The 16994-nt window shown below is 65.3% G+C and carries 14 protein-coding genes; 8 read left to right on the top strand and 6 right to left on the bottom strand.

Annotated elements, in window-relative coordinates:
- The first annotated feature begins 8 nt into the window (after window positions 1-8).
- Both guaA and ACFE70_RS09285 read left to right on the top strand, forming a co-directional pair.
- Window positions 9-1547 (top strand): glutamine-hydrolyzing GMP synthase, encoded by a 1539-nt coding sequence (gene guaA, locus ACFE70_RS09290; RefSeq protein ID WP_375417459.1) that lies wholly within the window; start codon window positions 9-11, stop codon window positions 1545-1547.
- 100 nt (window positions 1548-1647) lie between these two features.
- Window positions 1648-2337, top strand: coding sequence for a type 1 glutamine amidotransferase (locus ACFE70_RS09285; RefSeq protein ID WP_375417458.1), 690 nt, complete (start codon window positions 1648-1650; stop codon window positions 2335-2337).
- 78 nt (window positions 2338-2415) lie between these two features.
- Here the strand turns inward: ACFE70_RS09285 and dgt are convergent, their stop codons facing one another.
- The 6 genes from dgt to ACFE70_RS09255 all read right to left on the bottom strand — a co-directional run bounded on the left by dgt (window position 2416) and on the right by ACFE70_RS09255 (window position 10298).
- A complete protein-coding gene (gene dgt, locus ACFE70_RS09280) occupies window positions 2416-3789 on the bottom strand; it encodes a dGTP triphosphohydrolase (RefSeq protein WP_375417457.1) in 1374 nt (457 codons plus the stop codon).
- 279 nt (window positions 3790-4068) lie between these two features.
- Entirely contained in the window at window positions 4069-4740 is a 672-nt protein-coding gene (locus ACFE70_RS09275; RefSeq protein WP_375417456.1) for a DUF1361 domain-containing protein, read from the bottom strand.
- A 60-nt stretch (window positions 4741-4800) separates the two neighbouring features.
- Entirely contained in the window at window positions 4801-6270 is a 1470-nt protein-coding gene (locus ACFE70_RS09270; protein WP_375417455.1) for a TolC family protein, read from the bottom strand.
- Complete coding sequence (locus ACFE70_RS09265; RefSeq protein ID WP_375417454.1) at window positions 6260-7663, bottom strand: HlyD family secretion protein; 1404 nt, start codon at window positions 7661-7663, stop codon at window positions 6260-6262. Before ACFE70_RS09265 ends, ACFE70_RS09270 begins: the two co-directional genes overlap by 11 nt.
- Window positions 7664-7791: 128 nt before the next feature.
- A complete protein-coding gene (locus ACFE70_RS09260; protein WP_375417453.1) occupies window positions 7792-9555 on the bottom strand; it encodes a peptidase domain-containing ABC transporter in 1764 nt (587 codons plus the stop codon).
- 89 nt (window positions 9556-9644) lie between these two features.
- Complete coding sequence (locus ACFE70_RS09255; protein WP_375417452.1) at window positions 9645-10298, bottom strand: TetR/AcrR family transcriptional regulator; 654 nt, start codon at window positions 10296-10298, stop codon at window positions 9645-9647.
- 194 nt (window positions 10299-10492) lie between these two features.
- Between ACFE70_RS09255 and ACFE70_RS09250 the strand changes: the two genes are divergently transcribed.
- From ACFE70_RS09250 to ACFE70_RS09225, 6 genes are all read left to right on the top strand, one after another.
- The gene (locus ACFE70_RS09250) at window positions 10493-12373 is read left to right on the top strand and encodes an ABC transporter substrate-binding protein (protein WP_375417451.1); all 1881 of its coding nucleotides are present in this window, start codon (window positions 10493-10495) and stop codon (window positions 12371-12373) included.
- 75 nt (window positions 12374-12448) lie between these two features.
- Window positions 12449-13054, top strand: a complete 606-nt coding sequence (locus ACFE70_RS09245; protein WP_375417450.1) for a cysteine hydrolase family protein — start codon at window positions 12449-12451, stop codon at window positions 13052-13054.
- A 147-nt stretch (window positions 13055-13201) separates the two neighbouring features.
- On the top strand, window positions 13202-14539 hold the full coding sequence (gene hemL / locus ACFE70_RS09240; protein ID WP_375417515.1) for a glutamate-1-semialdehyde 2,1-aminomutase: 1338 nt from the start codon (window positions 13202-13204) through the stop codon (window positions 14537-14539).
- Window positions 14540-14654: 115 nt separating this feature from the next.
- Window positions 14655-15515 carry a hypothetical protein gene (locus ACFE70_RS09235; protein WP_375417449.1) on the top strand — a complete coding sequence of 287 codons (861 nt, stop codon included), beginning with the start codon at window positions 14655-14657 and terminating at the stop codon, window positions 15513-15515.
- Between the two features lie 144 nt (window positions 15516-15659).
- Window positions 15660-16199 (top strand): dCTP deaminase, encoded by a 540-nt coding sequence (gene dcd, locus ACFE70_RS09230; RefSeq protein WP_375417448.1) that lies wholly within the window; start codon window positions 15660-15662, stop codon window positions 16197-16199.
- Between the two features lie 206 nt (window positions 16200-16405).
- Window positions 16406-16957 (top strand): hypothetical protein, encoded by a 552-nt coding sequence (locus tag ACFE70_RS09225; protein ID WP_375417447.1) that lies wholly within the window; start codon window positions 16406-16408, stop codon window positions 16955-16957.
- The last annotated feature ends 37 nt before the right edge of the window (window positions 16958-16994 follow it).

Raw genomic sequence — 16994 nt, 5'->3', positions numbered from 1 at the left:
ACCTTTGCTTGATGCAGCAAATCCTCATCCTTGACTTCGGCTCGCAGTACACCCAGCTCATTGCCCGGCGCGTGCGCGAGCTGAACGTGTTCTGCGAGATTCACCCCTTCACCCACGCCCCGCAGCTGGCCGACCGCGCCGATTTGCGGGGCGTCATCCTGTCCGGCTCGCCGTGCTCGGTACGCGAAGACGGCGCGCCCAACCCCGATTTGAGCGCCTTTTTAGGTAACGTGCCGGTGCTGGGCGTTTGCTACGGGGCGCAGCTGCTGGCCTTTCAGCAGGGCGGCGAGGTGCTGCCCTCCACCATCCGCGAGTACGGCCGCGCCCGGCTCACCCACCTCAATCAGCACCATCCGCTGCTGGCCGGAATGCACCTGGATTCGCCGGTCTGGATGTCGCACGGCGACACCATCAAGACCCTGCCGGCGGGCTTCCTGGTCTTGGCCGGCACGCCCGACGTGGCCGTGGCCGCCTACCAAATCGAGGGGCAACCCACGTTCGGCATCCAATTTCACCCCGAAGTCACGCACACCCACGAAGGCAAGCTGCTGCTCAAAAACTTCGTGGTCGATATCTGCGGCTGCGAGCAGAGCTGGACGCCGGAGCACTTCGTGGATTCAGCCGTGGCGGCGCTGCAAACCACCATCGGCCCGACCGACCAGGTGATTCTGGGCCTCTCCGGCGGCGTCGACAGCAGCGTGGCGGCGCTGCTGCTGCACCGCGCCATCGGGCCGCGGCTGCACGGCATTTTCGTGGATAATGGCCTGCTGCGGCAGGAGGAGTTTACCTCGGTTTTGAAGGCCTACGAGGGCCTGGGCCTGAACGTGACCGGCGTAGATGCCGCCGCCGAGTTCTACGCCGCGCTGGCCGGCATCAGCGACCCGGAAGGCAAGCGCAAGGCCATCGGCCGCACTTTTATTGAGGTCTTTGACCGCGAAGCCCACAAAGTAGAGGGCGCCCGCTGGCTGGCACAGGGCACGATTTACCCCGACGTGATTGAGTCCGTCTCGGTGAAGGGCCCGGCCGTGACCATCAAAAGCCACCACAACGTGGGCGGCCTGCCCGAGCTGATGAACCTGAAAGTGGTCGAGCCGCTGCGGATGCTCTTCAAGGACGAGGTGCGCGAGGTGGGCGCCGCGCTGGGCCTGCCGGAAGAGATTCTGCATCGCCACCCGTTTCCCGGCCCCGGCCTGGGCATCCGCATCCTGGGCGACATCACGCCCGAGAAAGTCGATTTGCTCCAGCGCGCCGACGCCGTGTTCATCAACCTGCTCAAGGAGCGCGGCCTCTACGAGCACGTCTGGCAGGCCGGCGCCATGCTCTTGCCGGTGCAGAGCGTGGGCGTGATGGGCGACGAGCGCACCTACGAGCGCGTCGTGGCCCTGCGCGCCGTGACCAGCGTGGACGGTATGACTGCCGACTGGGCGCATTTGCCCTACGAGTTTCTGGCCGAAGTCTCCAACAAAATCATCAACCAGGTGCGCGGTATTAATCGCGTGGTGTATGATATTTCGAGCAAGCCGCCGGCCACGATTGAGTGGGAATAAAGACCACAGATTAAACAGATTTTAACGGATTAAACGGATTATTTGAGGGCCCGCGCCTTTCAGCTTGGTTGCGTTGTAGTTTGAGAATTGGGATTGTCTTATGCTGATTCACGTTTTGCAGCACGTGGCCCACGAAGGGCCGGGCCTGCTGGCCGACTGGGCCGCCGCGCGGGGTCACGAACTGCGGCTCTGGCCGGTTTTTGCGGCTCCGCACGCGCTGCCGGCTTTGGGGCAGGGCGAGGGGGTAGGGATTCTGGGCGGGCCGATGAGCGTGCACGATGCGGCCAAGCTGCCCTGGCTGCGGGCCGAAAAGGCGTTTATCCGGGCGGCGCTGGCGGCGGGCGCGCCGGTGCTGGGCATCTGCCTGGGCGCGCAGCTGCTGGCCGAGGCGCTGGGCGGCGCCGTGACGGCGGGCGCGGAGCTGGAAATCGGCTGGTTCCCGGTGCGGCTGAGCGCACCCCCTGATTCCCTACCCCCCTCCCCCGCCGCAATCACGGTGCTGCACTGGCACGGCGAGACGTTCACGCTGCCGCCCGGCGCCGGGCCGCTGGGCAGCTCGGCGGCCTGCGCGGTGCAGGGTTTCCGGCTCGGACGGGGGGTAGGCGTGCAGTTCCACCCGGAAGTCGATGCAGATTTAGTAGCCGAAATGCTGCGCTATGAAGGCCACGAGCTGGCCGGCGGTGGGCAATTCGTGCAAACCGTTGAGGAACTAACTAGCGGCCTCGCCGTGCATGGCGCCGGGGCGCGGGTCTGGCTGTTTGAGCTGCTCGATGAGCTGTTTGGGCAGTAGCGCGGACTTGGTAGTTCGCGCGTGAACGAGCCCCGCGCAAAATATTCACTCGCGGACTACCAAGTCCGCGCTACTGCCCTAAAACCCTTTCGGCAGCTCAATGCCCTTGATGATTTTATACAAGCTCAGCGCGTTCTGGTCAGTCATACCGGCCACGTAATCAGTGAGTAATAAAATCTGCTCGTAGGCCGGGGCGCCCGCCTGCGGGCCGATAGCGCGGTACTGCGGGGGCAGCAAATCGAGCAGCTTGCGCGAGCGGTGATTTTGCTGGCGGTCGAAGATGGCGCCCAAGAAAGCATCGAGCAGGCCGCCGAGCACCTCGAAGCCGGCCGCCTCGATTTCCAGCACCGGCCGGCTGCGGTAGAGCTTCTCGATGCTCAGGTGCTGCACTTCCTGAAGGTCCGGGTAGCAGCTGATTTCCTTGATGAGCGGCGCGTCATACCTGCCGCTCAGCATGGTCGGCGCGTGCTGGGCGAAGAGCGTGGCCGTCTCGTCCACGAGCTTGCCGATGAGGCGCGCGCGCAGGTAGCCCAGCTCCTCGCGCCAGTCGTGCCAGCGCAGGCTGCGCGGACGCTCGGCGCTGTCGCCCAGCATGTTACGCAACAGGCCCAGGCCGCGCTGCTCATCAATCAGGCCCAGCTTGAGGCCATCTTCAAAGTCAATGATGCGGTAGCAGAGGTCGTCGGCTGCTTCCACCAGAAAGGCCAGCGGGTGGCGGTGGTAGTAGCCGGCTGGCGCATCTTTGCCTCGCAAGCCCAGCTCCTCGGCCACGAGCTTGAAGCGGGCATTCTCGGTTTGAAAATGTCCGTACTTCTTCTCGCTCGCGCCGCCGGTTTTCGCGGCACTTTCTACAATTGACGGCCGCGGATACTTCGTGAACGCGCCCAGCGTGGCATACGTCAGCCCCAATCCTGCTGAACCAGTATTATGGGCGGCGTAGGTGTGGGTGAGGATGCGAAAGCCGGCCGCGTTGCCCTCAAAGTGCAGCAAGTCGGCCCGCTCGGCATCGGTCAGGTTGGTAATAAATCGTTCGGCTTCGCGGGAGCCGAAGTAAGCCGAGATGGCATCCTCGCCGGAGTGGCCGAAGGGCGGGTTGCCGATGTCGTGGGCCAGGCAGGCGGCGGCCACGATGTCGCCGCAGTCCTGGTCGAACTCCGGCAGCGTCTGGCTCAGCTCCGGCTGCTGCTCCAGCAGGCGCCGGGCCGAGAGCCGGCCCAGCGAACGGCCCACGCAGGCCGTTTCGAGCGAGTGCGTGAGGCGGGTGTGCACGAAGTCGGTTTCGGGCAGCGGCATGACCTGCGTCTTGCGCTGCAAGCGCCGAAACGCCGAGCTGAACACGACCCGGTCGTAATCCGCCAGATACGGGGAGCGGCCGGGCTGCGCGGCCTCGGCGGGACGGTCGGGGTAGCGGCGGGCGGAGAGCAGGCGAAGCCAGGGCGAGCTATCTAGCATCTTCTGGTCTTAGTGTGCAAACTATTGATAGTATCATCAGGGAGTTACGGACTAAAAGTGACCAAAACCAACATTGGCCAAGCCTTTAAGCGAAACTGGGTTGTCGCCTGTTTGAAGGTCAGATTCAATCTCCCGTTTTATTCTTTTTCTTGTAGCAGGCCCGAAACCAGGAATTGGAAATTCGTCTAGCCGCGCCAGCCATTCTGGAATAGCTTGTATTTCGTCTGCCGCCTTTCCACTAGGCGATTATAGTGTAGAGCTTCATTTGAAATTACTTCCCTACCCCCGCCCCAGCTGCCGCACCGTCAGATACCCTAGCAGCAGAAACACGGCGAATACTAGCGTCACGCCCCAGGTGCCGGGGAAGCCGAAGGGGTGCACGATGCGGTTGAGGATGTCGTAGAACAAGGCCACGGGGTTGGTGAGCACGTCCCAGGAGTTGAAGCGCAGGTAGCGGCCGAGGTAGATGCCGAACGAGCCCAGCGTGAGGGCCAGCGCGGCAAATATCCAGCCCGCCGTCGCCCCGAGCCGGCACCGCACCAGCGCCTGCATGTCGGTGAGGGAGGCATAGGCCAGCATCAGCCCGTTCCAGGCACAGCTCAGGATGAGGGCCAAATCGTACCAGTAGGGCACGGCCGGCCGGGGCTGCAAATGGAATAGGTCGGTGAGCAGATAGGGCGCGTTGGGAAAAAACAGGAGCCACACCGCGCCCACCGGCAGCAGCACCCGCGCCCGCAGCGGGCCCCGCGCCACGGCCAGCAAGGAGCTGAGCACAAAGGGAATGGCGGCCAGAAACAGATTCCAGAGCAGAAAGAAAAACTTGAACTCGTGCGAGAGCAGCACCCGGCCCAGCACCAGGCCCAGACTCAGAGCCAGCGAGGCGCCCAGCGTCAGCAGCAGCGGCAGGCGCGGGCGCAGGTCGGGGGCAGAGACGGCGGGAGGGGTAGGCATGAAGCGAAGATAGGAACGGCAGAGTTCAGACCGGGCGCCAGCGCTCAGCGGGCTATTTCCCTACCCCCCGCCGGCCGCGTAGCGCAGCTGGGCCTGGGTTTGGGCGTACTTGGCTTGCAGCTCGGCCAGCTTCTGGCGGGCCGCCAGCAGGCTGGCTTCGCGGGAGTTGATGAGAAACACGGTGCTCTCGCCGGCCTCGAAGCGCAAAACCTCGCCGTCGCGCAGGCGCTGGTAGTTGAGGGTAGCCTGTTGCTGAATGCGCAGCTGTTCCAGCAGGGCCTGCCAGTCGTTGGCGGCACTTTGCAGGGCGTTGCCGACCTGGCGCTGGTCCTGGTCCAATTGAAAGCCGGCGTCGCGGAGCTTGAGCTGATTGAGCTGGCGCTTGGCCCGCTCGGCGCGCAAAAGCAGGGGGTAGGAAAGGCTCAGGCCGAGCTTGTAGTTATTGACCGAGTAGCCGCCCTGGAAGACCTGCGGCCGGCCTTCGAGCCCAAACGGCTGGCCGGGCAAAAGCAGGTTGTAGTCGAAACTGAGCTTGGGCAGCAGCTTGTTGAGCAGCAGGCGGTTTTCCAGGCCCAGCTGCACCTGCTTGACGCGGGTTTTAAGCAAATCGGGGTGGAGCTGCTGGGCCTGGGCCGTGAGGCTTGCCAGCGTATCGGGGGGTAGGGCGCGCCAGGCCGGGGCGGCGGGCAGCGGCTGGGGCCGGGCGCCGGGCGGCAGCTCGCGCGGGCGCCCTTCGGCATCCCAGAGGTAAGTAGAGACAACCAGCGCGGCATTTTGCCACTGCACGCGGGCGGCCACGCGCTGGCCCTGGCGGTTTTGCAGCTCGGCCAGCGCCTCCACCGAGTCGATGGCAGCTAAATCGCCGGCCTGCACGCGCTGGCGGGTGGCGCGGAAGCGCACGGCCGCCACCTGCTCGTTGCGGGCGAGCAGGCGCAGGCGCTCGGTGGCCAGGGCCCAGTCCCAGTAGTCCTTGCTGGCGCTGAGTAGGAGCTTGTTGCGGATGCCGCGGCGCTCGGCTTCGGCCAGGCCGGCCAGGGCCTGGGCCACGCGCAGGGCCGTGCGGCGCTCGTCAATCAGCAGGCCCTGGCCCAGCGGCACGCTCAGGCCCACGTAGCTCAGGCCGCTGCTGGCCGTGTACTCCTGGGGGTTGACGTAGGGACCCACGCCGCGGTCCCAGCCAGCCTTCACGTCGACGCCAAACCAGGTGGGGATGCGCAGAGCCGTTTCCCAGTCGTGGAAGTACGCTTTCTCCTTGAACTCCTTGCCGTAGTACTTGGCGCTCACGCTGGGGTCGAAGCCGCCGCGGGCCTGCCGGATTTCCTGCTGCGCCCGCTGGGGGTTCAGGGCCGCCTGCCGGGCCACGGGATGATGCTGGCCCACGAGGTTGAGAAAATCGGCGTGGGAGAGCTGGGTTGAGTCGGCGGGCGCAGCCGGGGTCTGGGCCCGGATTGGGGCGGCGAGCAGGGGTAGGAAAAAGAGCAGCAGAGTGGCAAAGGCACAACGGGGCGTCCAAAGTGTTTTATTCCTCATTCCCATATCTTTCACTTTTAGCCGCTTTCCCTTCCTTGCTCCCCTTCGCCGCCACGCCGGCCGGATAGGCCGCCGCGTCGCCTACGTAGTTGGGGGGAAAGCCATTGATTTGGCGCCACAGCTCGTACCACACCGACACGTCGTCGAGCAGGGCCCAGCCGTAGACGCCCGAGCCCACGCGCAGCGGCGCGGGCCAGGCTTCGGTGCCGGGTTCGTGAGTCACCAGCACCCGGTACTGGCCCTGCGAGTCAATGTTGTCAATGACCTGCACCACGCCGCCGAACGTGCCGAATGAAGAGCCCGGCCAGCCCGTGAACACCAGCGCCGGCCAGCCATCGAATTGCAGGCGCACGCGCCGGCCCACCCGCAAGAGGGGCACGTCCATCGGCTTGACGTACAGCTCGGCGGCCAGGCGCGGGTTGGCCGGCATCATGGTCACCAGGTCCTCGCCTTCCTTCACGATTTCGCCCTCGCCCTGTTTCAGGGCCCGCACTACGTAGCCGGTCTGGGGCGCGGTGATGAAGTAGTAGCCGGCCCGGATGCGGAGGTTGGCCAGCTCGTTGCGCATTTTGGCAATCTCGCCTTCCGTGCTGAACTGGTAGCCCGTAGCCGAGCGCCGCTCGCTCTCGCTCTTGGCCAGCTTGTCGGCATAGTCGGCGTCGAGCGACTGCAACTCGATGCGCGCGCTAAGCGAATCCTGGCGTGAGGCGGCCAGCTTGTTTTGCACGGCTTGCAGCTTGGCGGTGCTCTCCTGAAACTTGAGGCGGCGCTGCTCCAGCTCGGTCAGGCTTTTCAGCCCTTGCTTATACAGAAACTCCTGGCGCTCCTGCTGGCGCTGGGCAATGGCGTAGTCCGCCTCGGCCGCCACCAGCTCGGCGCGGTCCGAGCGCACTTTCAGGTCGGCCTGGCGCACCTTGTTGCGGGCCTTGCTCAGGCTGGCTTGCAAACCCAGGCGCAGGGCCACCTGCTGGCCGCCGAGGGCCTGGGTTTTGGCTTCGTTCTCGCGCAGGCCGGCAATCTTGGCTTCGAGCTGCTCGCGGGTGCGCAGCAGCAGCTCGGGGTCGAAGTACTTGTCCTTGATTTCAACGATTTCGGCCAGCGTGTCGCCTTTCTGCACCAGCTGGCCCTCCTGCACGCGCCAGCTTTTAATGCGCCCGCCGATGGTGCTCGGCACGGTCTGGGGGCGGTCCTGGGGGCGCAGCGTGGTCAGTTGGCCGGTCGAGCGAATGTTCTGGGTCCAGGGCAGAAACCCGGTCAGCAGCACCAGCAGGCCCAGGCCGCCGGCCCAGCGCGCCAGCGTGCGCCCCGCCTGCGGCGTGCGCGCCCGCGCAAAGGCGGTGAAGCGGCCCGCCTCGGGGTGGGTTTCGGGGTCGGGATGTTCAGCGAAAGGCATCTTCTTTAGTTATGAATTATGAGTTATAAGGTATGAGTTGGGCAGACGCAGCGCGGATTCGGTAATTCGCGGGTCGAATCGCGGCTCCTACCCCCTACTCGCAGCCAACAGGGTTTGTGCTACCGCCCTTAAGCGGCGACCAGCGCGCGCAGGGCAGGCGAATGCTGGACTTCCGACCAGGGTCCTTCGGCGACCATCCGGCCCTCTTCGAGCACGGCCACGCGGGAGAGCAGGGCCAGCAGCTCGGGCTGGGTGGTGCCCAGAATCAGGGTCCAGGGCATGGCGGGGGCCAGCAGGCGGCGCAGCACGCGGGTGCGCTCGGCCAGCGGGGCGGTCGGTAGCAGCTGGTCGAGCAGCAGCAGGCGCGGGCGCCCCACCACGGCGCGGGCCAGCAGCAGCTTCTCGGTGGCGCCGGCACCGAGCGAATAGCCCGGCCCGACCCTGGTCTGCAGCCCGTCGGGCCGGGCGTAGAGGTCGTCGCGCAGCCCCACCAGCTCCACGGCCCAGGCCGCGTCGGCCGAGGTGAGCAAGGGCTGATTGAGGGTGATGTTTTCGAGCACGGTGCCCGAAAACAGGTGCTGGTGGCTCAGGCTTTCGCCCACGGCGGCGGCCAGCGCGTCGGGGCTCAGGTCGGGCAGCGGCAGGCCGGCGTAGGCCACCTGGCCGGTGTAGCCCACCAGCTGACCGGCCAGCAGATGCAGCAGCGTGGTTTTGCCGGCGCCATCGGCCCCGACCAGGGCCAGGTGCTGGCCGGGCATCAGGGCGAAGGAGACGCCATCGAGCACCGGGCGCGGGCCGCCGGGATAGGAATACGAGAGCCCGCGCACTTCCACGGCCAGGCCGGGCGCGGCGGCCGAAGCCGCATCCAGACTAGTCCCTACCCCCCCCGTTCGCGGCAAGGCCGCCGTGCCGCGGGCGGGCGCCGCAGCTTCCAGGTCGAGCACGTGGCCGATTTTGTCGAGCGCCGTCAGGGCGTCATATACCACGTCGATTTTCAAAATGAGCTTTTCAACGGCGTTGATGGTGAGAATAATAACGATTTCGGCTGCCACGAACTGGCCGATGTTGAGCTGCTTGCTGATGAGCAGGTAGCAGCCGATGCCGAGCAGAGCAGCCGTAATCAGGGTTTTGAAGAGCACGAAGCCCCAGGACTGCGCCACGAGCACCCGGAAGTGGGCGCCGCGGGCGGCCAGGTAGCCGCCCAGCAGCTCGTCGGTGCGGCCCAGGGCCAGGCCCTGCCGGGCGGGCAGCCGGAAGCTGCCCACCGTGCGAGCCACGTCTTCGAGCCAGGCCACGATGCGGTACTTGTACTGGCTCTCTACTATACTGGTGCGCAGGCCCTTGGGCCCGGTGATGGCAAGCAGGGCGTAGAGCAGCCCGACCAGCACCAGCCCGAAGGCGATGAAAATGGGGTGGTAAAAGGAAAGCAGCACCAGCCCGAACAAAATCTGGAGCGCGGCGGCCGAAAACTCGACCAGCATCGTGGCCAGGCCTTTCTGCAGGGTCGGCACGTCGAGCAGGCGGTTCATCAGCTCGGGCAGGTATTCACCCTTCAGGGCCTCGGGCCGCACGCGGGGCAGGCGCACGGCAAAATCGAGGGCCACGCGCGCCATCAGGCGCTGCTGAATGTACTCGACCAGGTATACCTGCATAATCTGCAAGCCCCCGACCAGCGCCGTGCCCAGCACAATCAGCCCAATCAGCACCACCAGCGAGGTGCTGACGGCCCCGCTGCTCACAAAGCCAATCACCGACTGCACGCCCAGCGGCAAGCTCAGGCTGATGGCGCCGGCCAGGGCGGCGTACACGTAGAGGTAAGTGATGTCGGCCCGCTCGGCCAGCAGCAGGCGAAACAGGCGTTGAACCGGGGAAAGAGCGGCGGAATCGGCCATTTAGTTAGTGATTAACGATTAGTGATTAATGTTCTCAGTGTTTAGGAAAATAAAGCCGACACTAGTTGTCAGCCATTAGCCGCTAATCACTATTGTAAGACGCTCAGTGCCAGCTGCTCCAGGAAGGCCAGCACCTCGCCGCCGTCGGTGAGGGAGGGCAAATGCTGGGCGAAGAAGGACTGCTTGCGCGCCGACTCAACCAGAGTGCTGACCAGCGCGTGCGGATGGGGGTAGGCGGGATTGATGGCCCGCACCACCTCCGCCAGGTCAGCAACCAGGCACTTGTACTCGCGAAAAAAGCCCGCCTGATTGTCGGCATCCACTTCCTTGGTCAGGTAGGCTTTGCTGGCCTCAGCCACCACCACGCGGTAGAGAGCAGCTTCGTCGAGGTCGGGCGTGGCGGGATCGTCGGTGCCAGCCTCGCAGACTGTGGCCAGGGCCAAGTGCAGGCGTTGGCGCGGGTCGGCCACGTTGTGCAGGGCAAAGCGCACCCGGAAGCGCAGCCAGGCCCAGTGCCAGCTCACCAGGTAATTTAGCAGACGGTGCTTGTTTTCAAAGTAGCGGTAGAGCGAGGCCTCCGTAGAGCCCATCGCCGCCGCCAGCTTCTTGAAAGTAAACGCCTCAAAGCCAAGCTCATCGAGCAGGCGCACGCTCTCGGCCAGCAGGCGGCGGCCGAGGGCCGTGTCCTGCGGGTCGCGCAGGTAGAGGTGCTCGTTGAGGTCAGGGTGCAGGGTAGGAAGCATACGGAGCGGAAGAACAGACCAGTAATTTCTGCTTCGCAAAGCTAGCAACACCTTTGGATGATGAAAGTTTTACTATCACTGATAAAAGTAGTTTTCTAAGAGCTGGCTTTTAAGAACTGGCTTTCGCGCCGACCTGGCAGTCGGCGACCCTGCCCCTGCGTACTTTTGCCGGGCCGCTCACCTTGTTTCTTTCGATGTTGCTCACCTTTACTCGTTGGCGTTGGTTGGCGCTGATTTGTCTGGGGCTTTGGCTGCCGCCGCTGGCGGCCTTGGCCCAGGCGCCCGCCGCCAAACCAGCAGCCAGCCCGACGGCCAAGCCAACAGCGGCTAAGCCAATGGCTTCGCCCGCGGCCCCGAAGTCCGCCGCTTCCAAGCCTGCCCTCCCCAGGCCCGCCGCTTCGGGGGCGCCCGCCGCGCCGGCCGCGCCGCGCCGCTACCCGCCCGGCGAGCAGGGCGCGCACTACCGCCTGGGCAAAACGGCCCTCGACCAAGACAACTTCGAGATGGCCCGGCGCGAGCTGGAGCCGCTCACCGCGCCCGACGCCCGCTTTGCCCGCGCCGCCGATGCCACCTACCTCAGCGCCGTGGCTGCCACCCGCCTAAGCCAGTGGGCTGAGGCCGAGCAGCTGCTCAACCTGCTGCGCCACGAATATCCCACCTACCCCAATTTGCCCGACGTCCTGCTGCTGCAAGGCCAGGTCTCGTTTGAGCAAAGCGACTTCGATACCGCCCTGCGCGCCCTGACGGAGCTGCCCGACACCACGCTGGCCGCCGAGCGCGAAAACCTCAAAGCCGCCTACCTGCCCCGCCTCAAGGACCGCGCTACCTGGCAGCGCCTGCTGGCCCGCCACCCCCAGGATGCCGCGCTGGGCCGGGCGGCGGCCGAGTTTCTGGTGGCCGCCGGTAGCGAAACTGACCGCGCCCAGCTTGACCAGCTTGTGGCGCGCTTCAGCCTCGACCGCCGCCGCTATGTCATCCGCCCTACCCCCCGCGCGGCGCGCAAGGCCAGCTACAACGTGGCCGTGCTGCTGCCCTTCGAGCTGAACGACCCGAGTTGGCAGACCCAGCGCAAAAACCAGTTCGTGACCGACCTCTACGCCGGCCTGCGCCTGGCCCAGGACTCCTTGCAGCGCGCCGGCCGGCCGGTGCAGCTCTTTGCCTACGACACCGGCGCCGACACGCTCACGCTCAAGGGCGTGCTGGCCCTGCCCGAGCTGGCGGGCATGGATTTGCTGGTGGGGCCGATTTACAAGTCCGGCGCCCGGCTGCTGGCCCGCTACGCCCAGCAGCACCAGATTGCCTGCGTCAATCCGCTCTCGCAGGATGCCGCCCTGGTGGCCGACAACCCCTGGCACTACCTGTTCTCGGCCAGCGCCACCACGCAAGGGCGCGAGGCCGCCCAGTTCGCGTTCAGCACGGTGGGGGGGGGTAGGCCGGCTATCATTCTGCACGAAGACAGCAAGGACGAGGCGGATTTTGCCCTGGCCTATCAGGTTGCCTACGAGGCCCTGGGCGGCCGGGTCGCGGCCCGGCGGCCGTTTAACCCCGCCGCGGATGAGTCAGTGGCCGCCGCCTTTGCCGGCCTCGACCTAGCCGGCGCCGGCCACATCGTGGTGGCGTCGGACAGTTACCGCGCCGGCCGCCAGACGTTCACTGCGCTGCGCGCCGTGCCGGCCGCCCAGCGGCCGGCGCTGCTGGCGCCTGGCGCCTGGCTCGACAGCCCCCGCCTGGAGCCCACGCAGCTGGGCACCGGCGTCACCTACCTTGTTCATCCCAAGTACTTCGACGCGGCGGCCCCCGGCTACCGCCGCTTTCGGGCGCAGTACCTGGAGCGGCAGCGCCTGCCGCCCAGCGTCTTCGCCGGCACTGGCTACGAGCTGCTGCTCTACTTCGGCCAGCTTTTGCACCAGTACGGCCCCAGCTTTCAGGCCGGGCTGAGCGTCGAGCCGGTAGTGCCGGGCGCCGTGTTTTCAGGCCTGGGCTACCCCGACGGCGCCCACGACAACCAGCACGTGCCCTTCACCAAGCTGGAGCGCCTCGACGTGCAGGTACTGAACCCACCCCTACCCCGGTAGGTTACGCTAACGCCTGCCCGCGGACCAATTGCTGGCCAATTCCTTCTGTTTCCGCTCCTTCTTTCAAGCTCTCCTATGCTCTTCTCGTCCGGCCCCGCGCCCGCGCTGCTGCTGATTGATATTCAGCAGGCTTTTGATGACCTAGCCCACTGGGGCGGCGAGCGCAACAACCCTGACGCCGAAGTCAACGCGGCCCGGCTGCTGGCCTACTGGCGCGCGCATCATCTGCCGGTTTTTCACGTGCAGCACAACTCCACCACGCCCGGTTCGCCGCTGGCGCCGGGCCAGCCCGGCAATGCCTTCAAGCCCGAAGTAGCGCCGCTGCCCGGCGAAACCATCATCCCGAAAAACGTCAACAGCGCCTTCATCGGCACCGATTTGGAGCGGCAGCTGCGCGAGCAGGGCCTGACCACGCTCGTCATCGCCGGGCTCACCACCGACCACTGCGTCTCAACCACCACCCGCATGGCCGGCAACCTGGGCTTCCGGGTGTATCTGGTGGGCAATGCCTGCGCGACGTTCAACAAAAAAGGACCGAACGGCGAGGCGTTCAGCGCCGACCTCATCCACCAAACCGCCCTGGCCAGCCTGCACGACGAGTTTGGCGCCATCGTGACCACGGCCGGCATCCTGCATCATCTCGAATCGGGCCGGCCCAGCGCCGCCCCGGCTCACGAGTAAGCCATTTGCCTCTACTAGTTTGTTTCTTAGCGCTTTAGCGAAGCCAGTGCCGGCATTTTGGCTTCCCTACCCCCCTGCCAGTGCTCAATGCCTTCGCGCCTCTTTTGCTTGATTATGCCAAACACCACCAGCCAGAGCCAGATTGATATGACCAGCCAGCCCACGGCTGGCCCTACCCCCCTGCCCACCCGCAACTGCCCAACCAGTGACGAGCTGTTTGCCCGCGCCCAACCCCTGATTCCGGGGGGCGTCAACTCGCCGGTGCGCGCCTTCCGGGGGGTGGGCGGCACGCCGGTGTTCATGCAATCGGCGCAGGGCGCCTGGCTGACCGACGTGGACGGCAACCGCTACGTGGATTTCATTAACTCCTGGGGCCCAATGATTCTGGGCCATGCGCCCGAAGTGGTGCTGGAGGCCGTGCGCCAGGCCCTGCCGCACTCGCTCTCTTTTGGCACGCCCACCCGGCGCGAAGTTGAGATGGCCGAATTAATCATCGAAATGGTGCCCAGCGTCGAGAAAGTGCGCCTGGTAAACTCCGGCACTGAGGCCTGCATGTCGGCCATCCGGGTGGCGCGCGGCTACACGGGGCGCGACAAAATTCTCAAGTTCGAGGGCTGCTACCACGGCCACGGCGACTCGTTTCTGATTGCAGCTGGCTCCGGCGCCCTCACCCTGGGCGCGCCCGACTCGCCCGGCGTGCCCGTGGGCGTCGCTCGGGATACGCTCACGGTGGCTTACAATGACTTGGCGGCCGTCGAGCGCGTCATCGACGCCAACCCCGGCCAGATTGCCGCCCTCATCCTGGAGCCGGTGGTGGGCAATATGGGCCTGGTAATCCCTACCCCCGGTTTTTTGCAGGGACTGCGCGAGCTGTGCACCCGGCACGGCATCGTGCTCATTTTCGATGAGGTGATGACCGGCTTCCGCCTCGCGCCGGGCGGCGCGCAGGAGCGGTTTGGCGTGACGCCCGATATGACCACGCTGGGCAAAATTATCGGCGGTGGCCTGCCCGTGGGCGCCTACGGGGGTAGGGCCGATATTATGAACCAGGTGGCGCCGGCCGGCAAAGTCTACCAGGCCGGCACGCTCTCGGGCAACCCGCTGGCCACGGCCGCCGGCATTGCCCAGCTGCGCCACCTGCGCGACAACCCCGGCCTCTACCAACAGTTGGAGGCGACCACCGCCCGCCTGGCCGACGGCACCCGCCAAATCGCGGCCGAGCTGGGCCTGGGCTATACCGTGAACCAAGTCGGCTCAATGTTCAGCTTGTTCTTCACGTCGGCGCCGGTAAATAATCTGGACGACGCCAAGCGCTCGGATACGGTGGCTTTCGGCCGCTACTTCCACGCCATGCTGGAGCGCGGCCTCTACCTGCCGCCGTCGATGTACGAGTCGCTGTTTATTTCCACGGCTATTGACGACGAGTTGGTGGATAAGTACCTGACGGCCTGCCGCGAGTCGCTGATAGAAGCGCATCAGCTTTAACGCAAAGTTTAGAAGAAGTAAAAAGTAAGTTTCGCAAAAGCCGGACTCACTTTGCGAAACTTACTTTTTACTTCTTCTAAACTTTGCGTTAAATTTTAGCCCGACCTTTGCCGGCATGTTGAAACGCTGTTTATTCTTCCTGCTCCTGCTCCCCGGCGTACTACTGGCGCAGTCCGAAACGCCGGCCCAGGCCAACAAGCGCCTGTTCGACCGCACTGTGGACGAGCTGAACTATCGCACCTTCGAGACGGTGTACGACAAGACATTTACGCGCCAGAAATTCCCGGAAAGCCTGCGCACCGCCGCCGCCCGCCGCGCCTTCGACGGCTTCGCCGAAAACCCGGCCCTGAAGCAGCTCTTCCTGAACTACAACGGCGTGGCCGAGCGCTACAAAACCCGCTTCGGCAACGGGCAACTCACGCTGGCCGAGTTTCAGCGGCAGCTCAACGGCATCCTGCGGGATAAGAATTTCGAGTTCTTCATCCGCGGCCTGCCCCGCGACGAGCGCGTGGCCCTCATCCGGGCCGAGCAGCGCTACATCCGCCAGGCCACGGCCCAGTTCAACGCCTCGGCCGAGCCCAGCAGCCCCGCCGCTGAGCCCGATGAGGCGCCCGTCAGCTCGGTGCCGCTCACGACCAACGCTGAGCCCGCCCCTACCCCCCCTTCAGCCGACGAAGCCCGCCAAGCCACAACTGACGCCGACGACGATACCAGCCCCAGCTTTGCGGCGCCCGCCGCGGCCCGCCCCGCCGTGCCCCACGACTGGCTCGACTACCTCACGCTACTGCTGAGTTTGACCAGCACGCTGCTGCTGCTCTATCTGCTCACCAGCGTGCTGCCCGCCTTCCGGCGCCGCCTCAATGAGCTGCCCGGCCTGCCCGAAGAAGAGCCGGGCCCCAGCCTGCGCACCCGCTTCCGCCGCGAAACCAGCTCCGGCCTGGAAGAAGACCATTACGATGACGAGGAAGCTAATTAAAAATGATTAAAAGGCAATCATGCGGAGCGCAGCGAAGCATCTGGCGTGAGGAAGTAATCAGGTTAACCTCACAATTAAGCTACTGCTGCCCACCAGATGCTTCGCCGCGCTCCGCATGATTGCCTTTTAATCTCCTACAAAAAAATGATTCTGACCGACCAGCAAATCCGCGCTGAGATGCAGCGCGGCACCATCGTTATTGAGCCCTACGACGCCAGCTGCCTGGGCACCAACTCCTACGACGTGCACCTGGGCCGCTACCTGGCCACCTACCGCGACGAAGTGCTTGACGCCCGCCGCCACAACCAAATTGACACCTTCGAGATTGACGAGCACGGCGGCTACGTGCTGCAACCCGGCCGCCTTTACCTGGGCGTGACCGACGAGTACACTGAAACCCACGCCACAGTGCCGTTTCTGGAAGGCAAGAGCAGCGTCGGGCGCCTCGGCATCGATATTCACGCCACCGCCGGCAAGGGCGACGTGGGCTTTTGCAACCACTGGACCCTGGAAATCAGCGTTTCCATGCCCGTGCGCGTGTACCGCGGGATGCCCATTGGCCAGCTCATCTACTTCACCGTGCAGGGCACCGTCGAGACGCTCTACCACCACAAAGCCAGCGCCAAATACAACGAGCGCAGCGACCGGCCCGTGGAAAGCATGATGTGGCGCAACCACTTTTAAGGCTCCGCAGAGGCCATAAATAGCTTTTCTTAAGTCTTTAAACTGTTGCTTGCCAGGCTCAGGGCGGGCTTGGGCAGGCCGAACCAGCCCCCCGTTTTCATCGTTAAGGAACAGCCGGCCCGGATGCCAGGAGTAGCCCAATCCCCGTCAGGCGCTGGCCTGGTCCTTGCATCCGGGCTCGTTACAAACTCTAAACTCCTCAGACGATGAACTCGAAACTCGCTTTTGCCGCGCTGCTGCTCCTGGCGCCCGCGGCCGCCGCAGTCGCGCAGCAGGCCCCGCCGGTTGGGGGGCCCGTCATGGTGCGGGACCAAACGCAGTCGTCCCCCCGCCTGAACCCGGTGCAAGCCCGTGCCGAGCGCCTCAGCACTCGCATGGCCCGGCAGCTGCGCCTCAACGGCTACCAATCGGCCCGGGTGCGGGCCATCAACGAAGACAAGGCAGCGAAAATGGCGGCCATTGAACGCAAGAACGCCGGCAACCAGAAGGCTATCGACCAGCAGGCCAGCGCTGTGTACCGCGAGCGCGACCAGGAGCTACAGGCCGTGCTCAGCACCGACCAGTATTCCAGCTACTACGAAACGCGCGCCGCTTACAGTAAGTACGACCGCGACTATGCCAACAGTGCCGCCACGGCCGCGCTGGTCAACTCAGTGCAAAACCCTACCCCCGTCCGCGCCAACGACGCCACGATTGGGCCGGCCCGCACCAAGCCCGTCAGCCGCCCTGCCGGCAACCTGGGCCGCAACGCCCGCTAGGTTTCCCTACCCCCGTCCAAAAAGCCAAAGCCCCCTT

It is taken from the genome of uncultured Hymenobacter sp. (assembly GCF_964243305.1).
Lineage (GTDB): Bacteria > Bacteroidota > Bacteroidia > Cytophagales > Hymenobacteraceae > Hymenobacter.
The sequence above is the reverse complement of the archived record's forward strand: the minus strand, read 5'-3'. Positions and strand labels throughout refer to the sequence as shown.

What these genes read in the sequence shown, in the direction of transcription:
- ACFE70_RS09285 (WP_375417458.1), top strand. Translation starts at nt 1,648, where the DNA reads ATGCTGATTCACGTTTTGCAGCACGTGGCCCACGAAGGGCCGGGCCTG.
- dgt (WP_375417457.1), bottom strand. Translation starts at nt 3,789, where the DNA reads ATGCTAGATAGCTCGCCCTGGCTTCGCCTGCTCTCCGCCCGCCGCTAC.
- ACFE70_RS09275 (WP_375417456.1), bottom strand. Translation starts at nt 4,740, where the DNA reads ATGCCTACCCCTCCCGCCGTCTCTGCCCCCGACCTGCGCCCGCGCCTG.
- ACFE70_RS09270 (WP_375417455.1), bottom strand. Translation starts at nt 6,270, where the DNA reads ATGAGGAATAAAACACTTTGGACGCCCCGTTGTGCCTTTGCCACTCTG.
- ACFE70_RS09265 (WP_375417454.1), bottom strand. Translation starts at nt 7,663, where the DNA reads ATGCCTTTCGCTGAACATCCCGACCCCGAAACCCACCCCGAGGCGGGC.
- ACFE70_RS09260 (WP_375417453.1), bottom strand. Translation starts at nt 9,555, where the DNA reads ATGGCCGATTCCGCCGCTCTTTCCCCGGTTCAACGCCTGTTTCGCCTG.
- ACFE70_RS09255 (WP_375417452.1), bottom strand. Translation starts at nt 10,298, where the DNA reads ATGCTTCCTACCCTGCACCCTGACCTCAACGAGCACCTCTACCTGCGC.
- ACFE70_RS09250 (WP_375417451.1), top strand. Translation starts at nt 10,493, where the DNA reads ATGTTGCTCACCTTTACTCGTTGGCGTTGGTTGGCGCTGATTTGTCTG.
- ACFE70_RS09245 (WP_375417450.1), top strand. Translation starts at nt 12,449, where the DNA reads ATGCTCTTCTCGTCCGGCCCCGCGCCCGCGCTGCTGCTGATTGATATT.
- hemL (WP_375417515.1), top strand. Translation starts at nt 13,202, where the DNA reads ATGACCAGCCAGCCCACGGCTGGCCCTACCCCCCTGCCCACCCGCAAC.
- ACFE70_RS09235 (WP_375417449.1), top strand. Translation starts at nt 14,655, where the DNA reads ATGTTGAAACGCTGTTTATTCTTCCTGCTCCTGCTCCCCGGCGTACTA.
- dcd (WP_375417448.1), top strand. Translation starts at nt 15,660, where the DNA reads ATGATTCTGACCGACCAGCAAATCCGCGCTGAGATGCAGCGCGGCACC.
- ACFE70_RS09225 (WP_375417447.1), top strand. Translation starts at nt 16,406, where the DNA reads ATGAACTCGAAACTCGCTTTTGCCGCGCTGCTGCTCCTGGCGCCCGCG.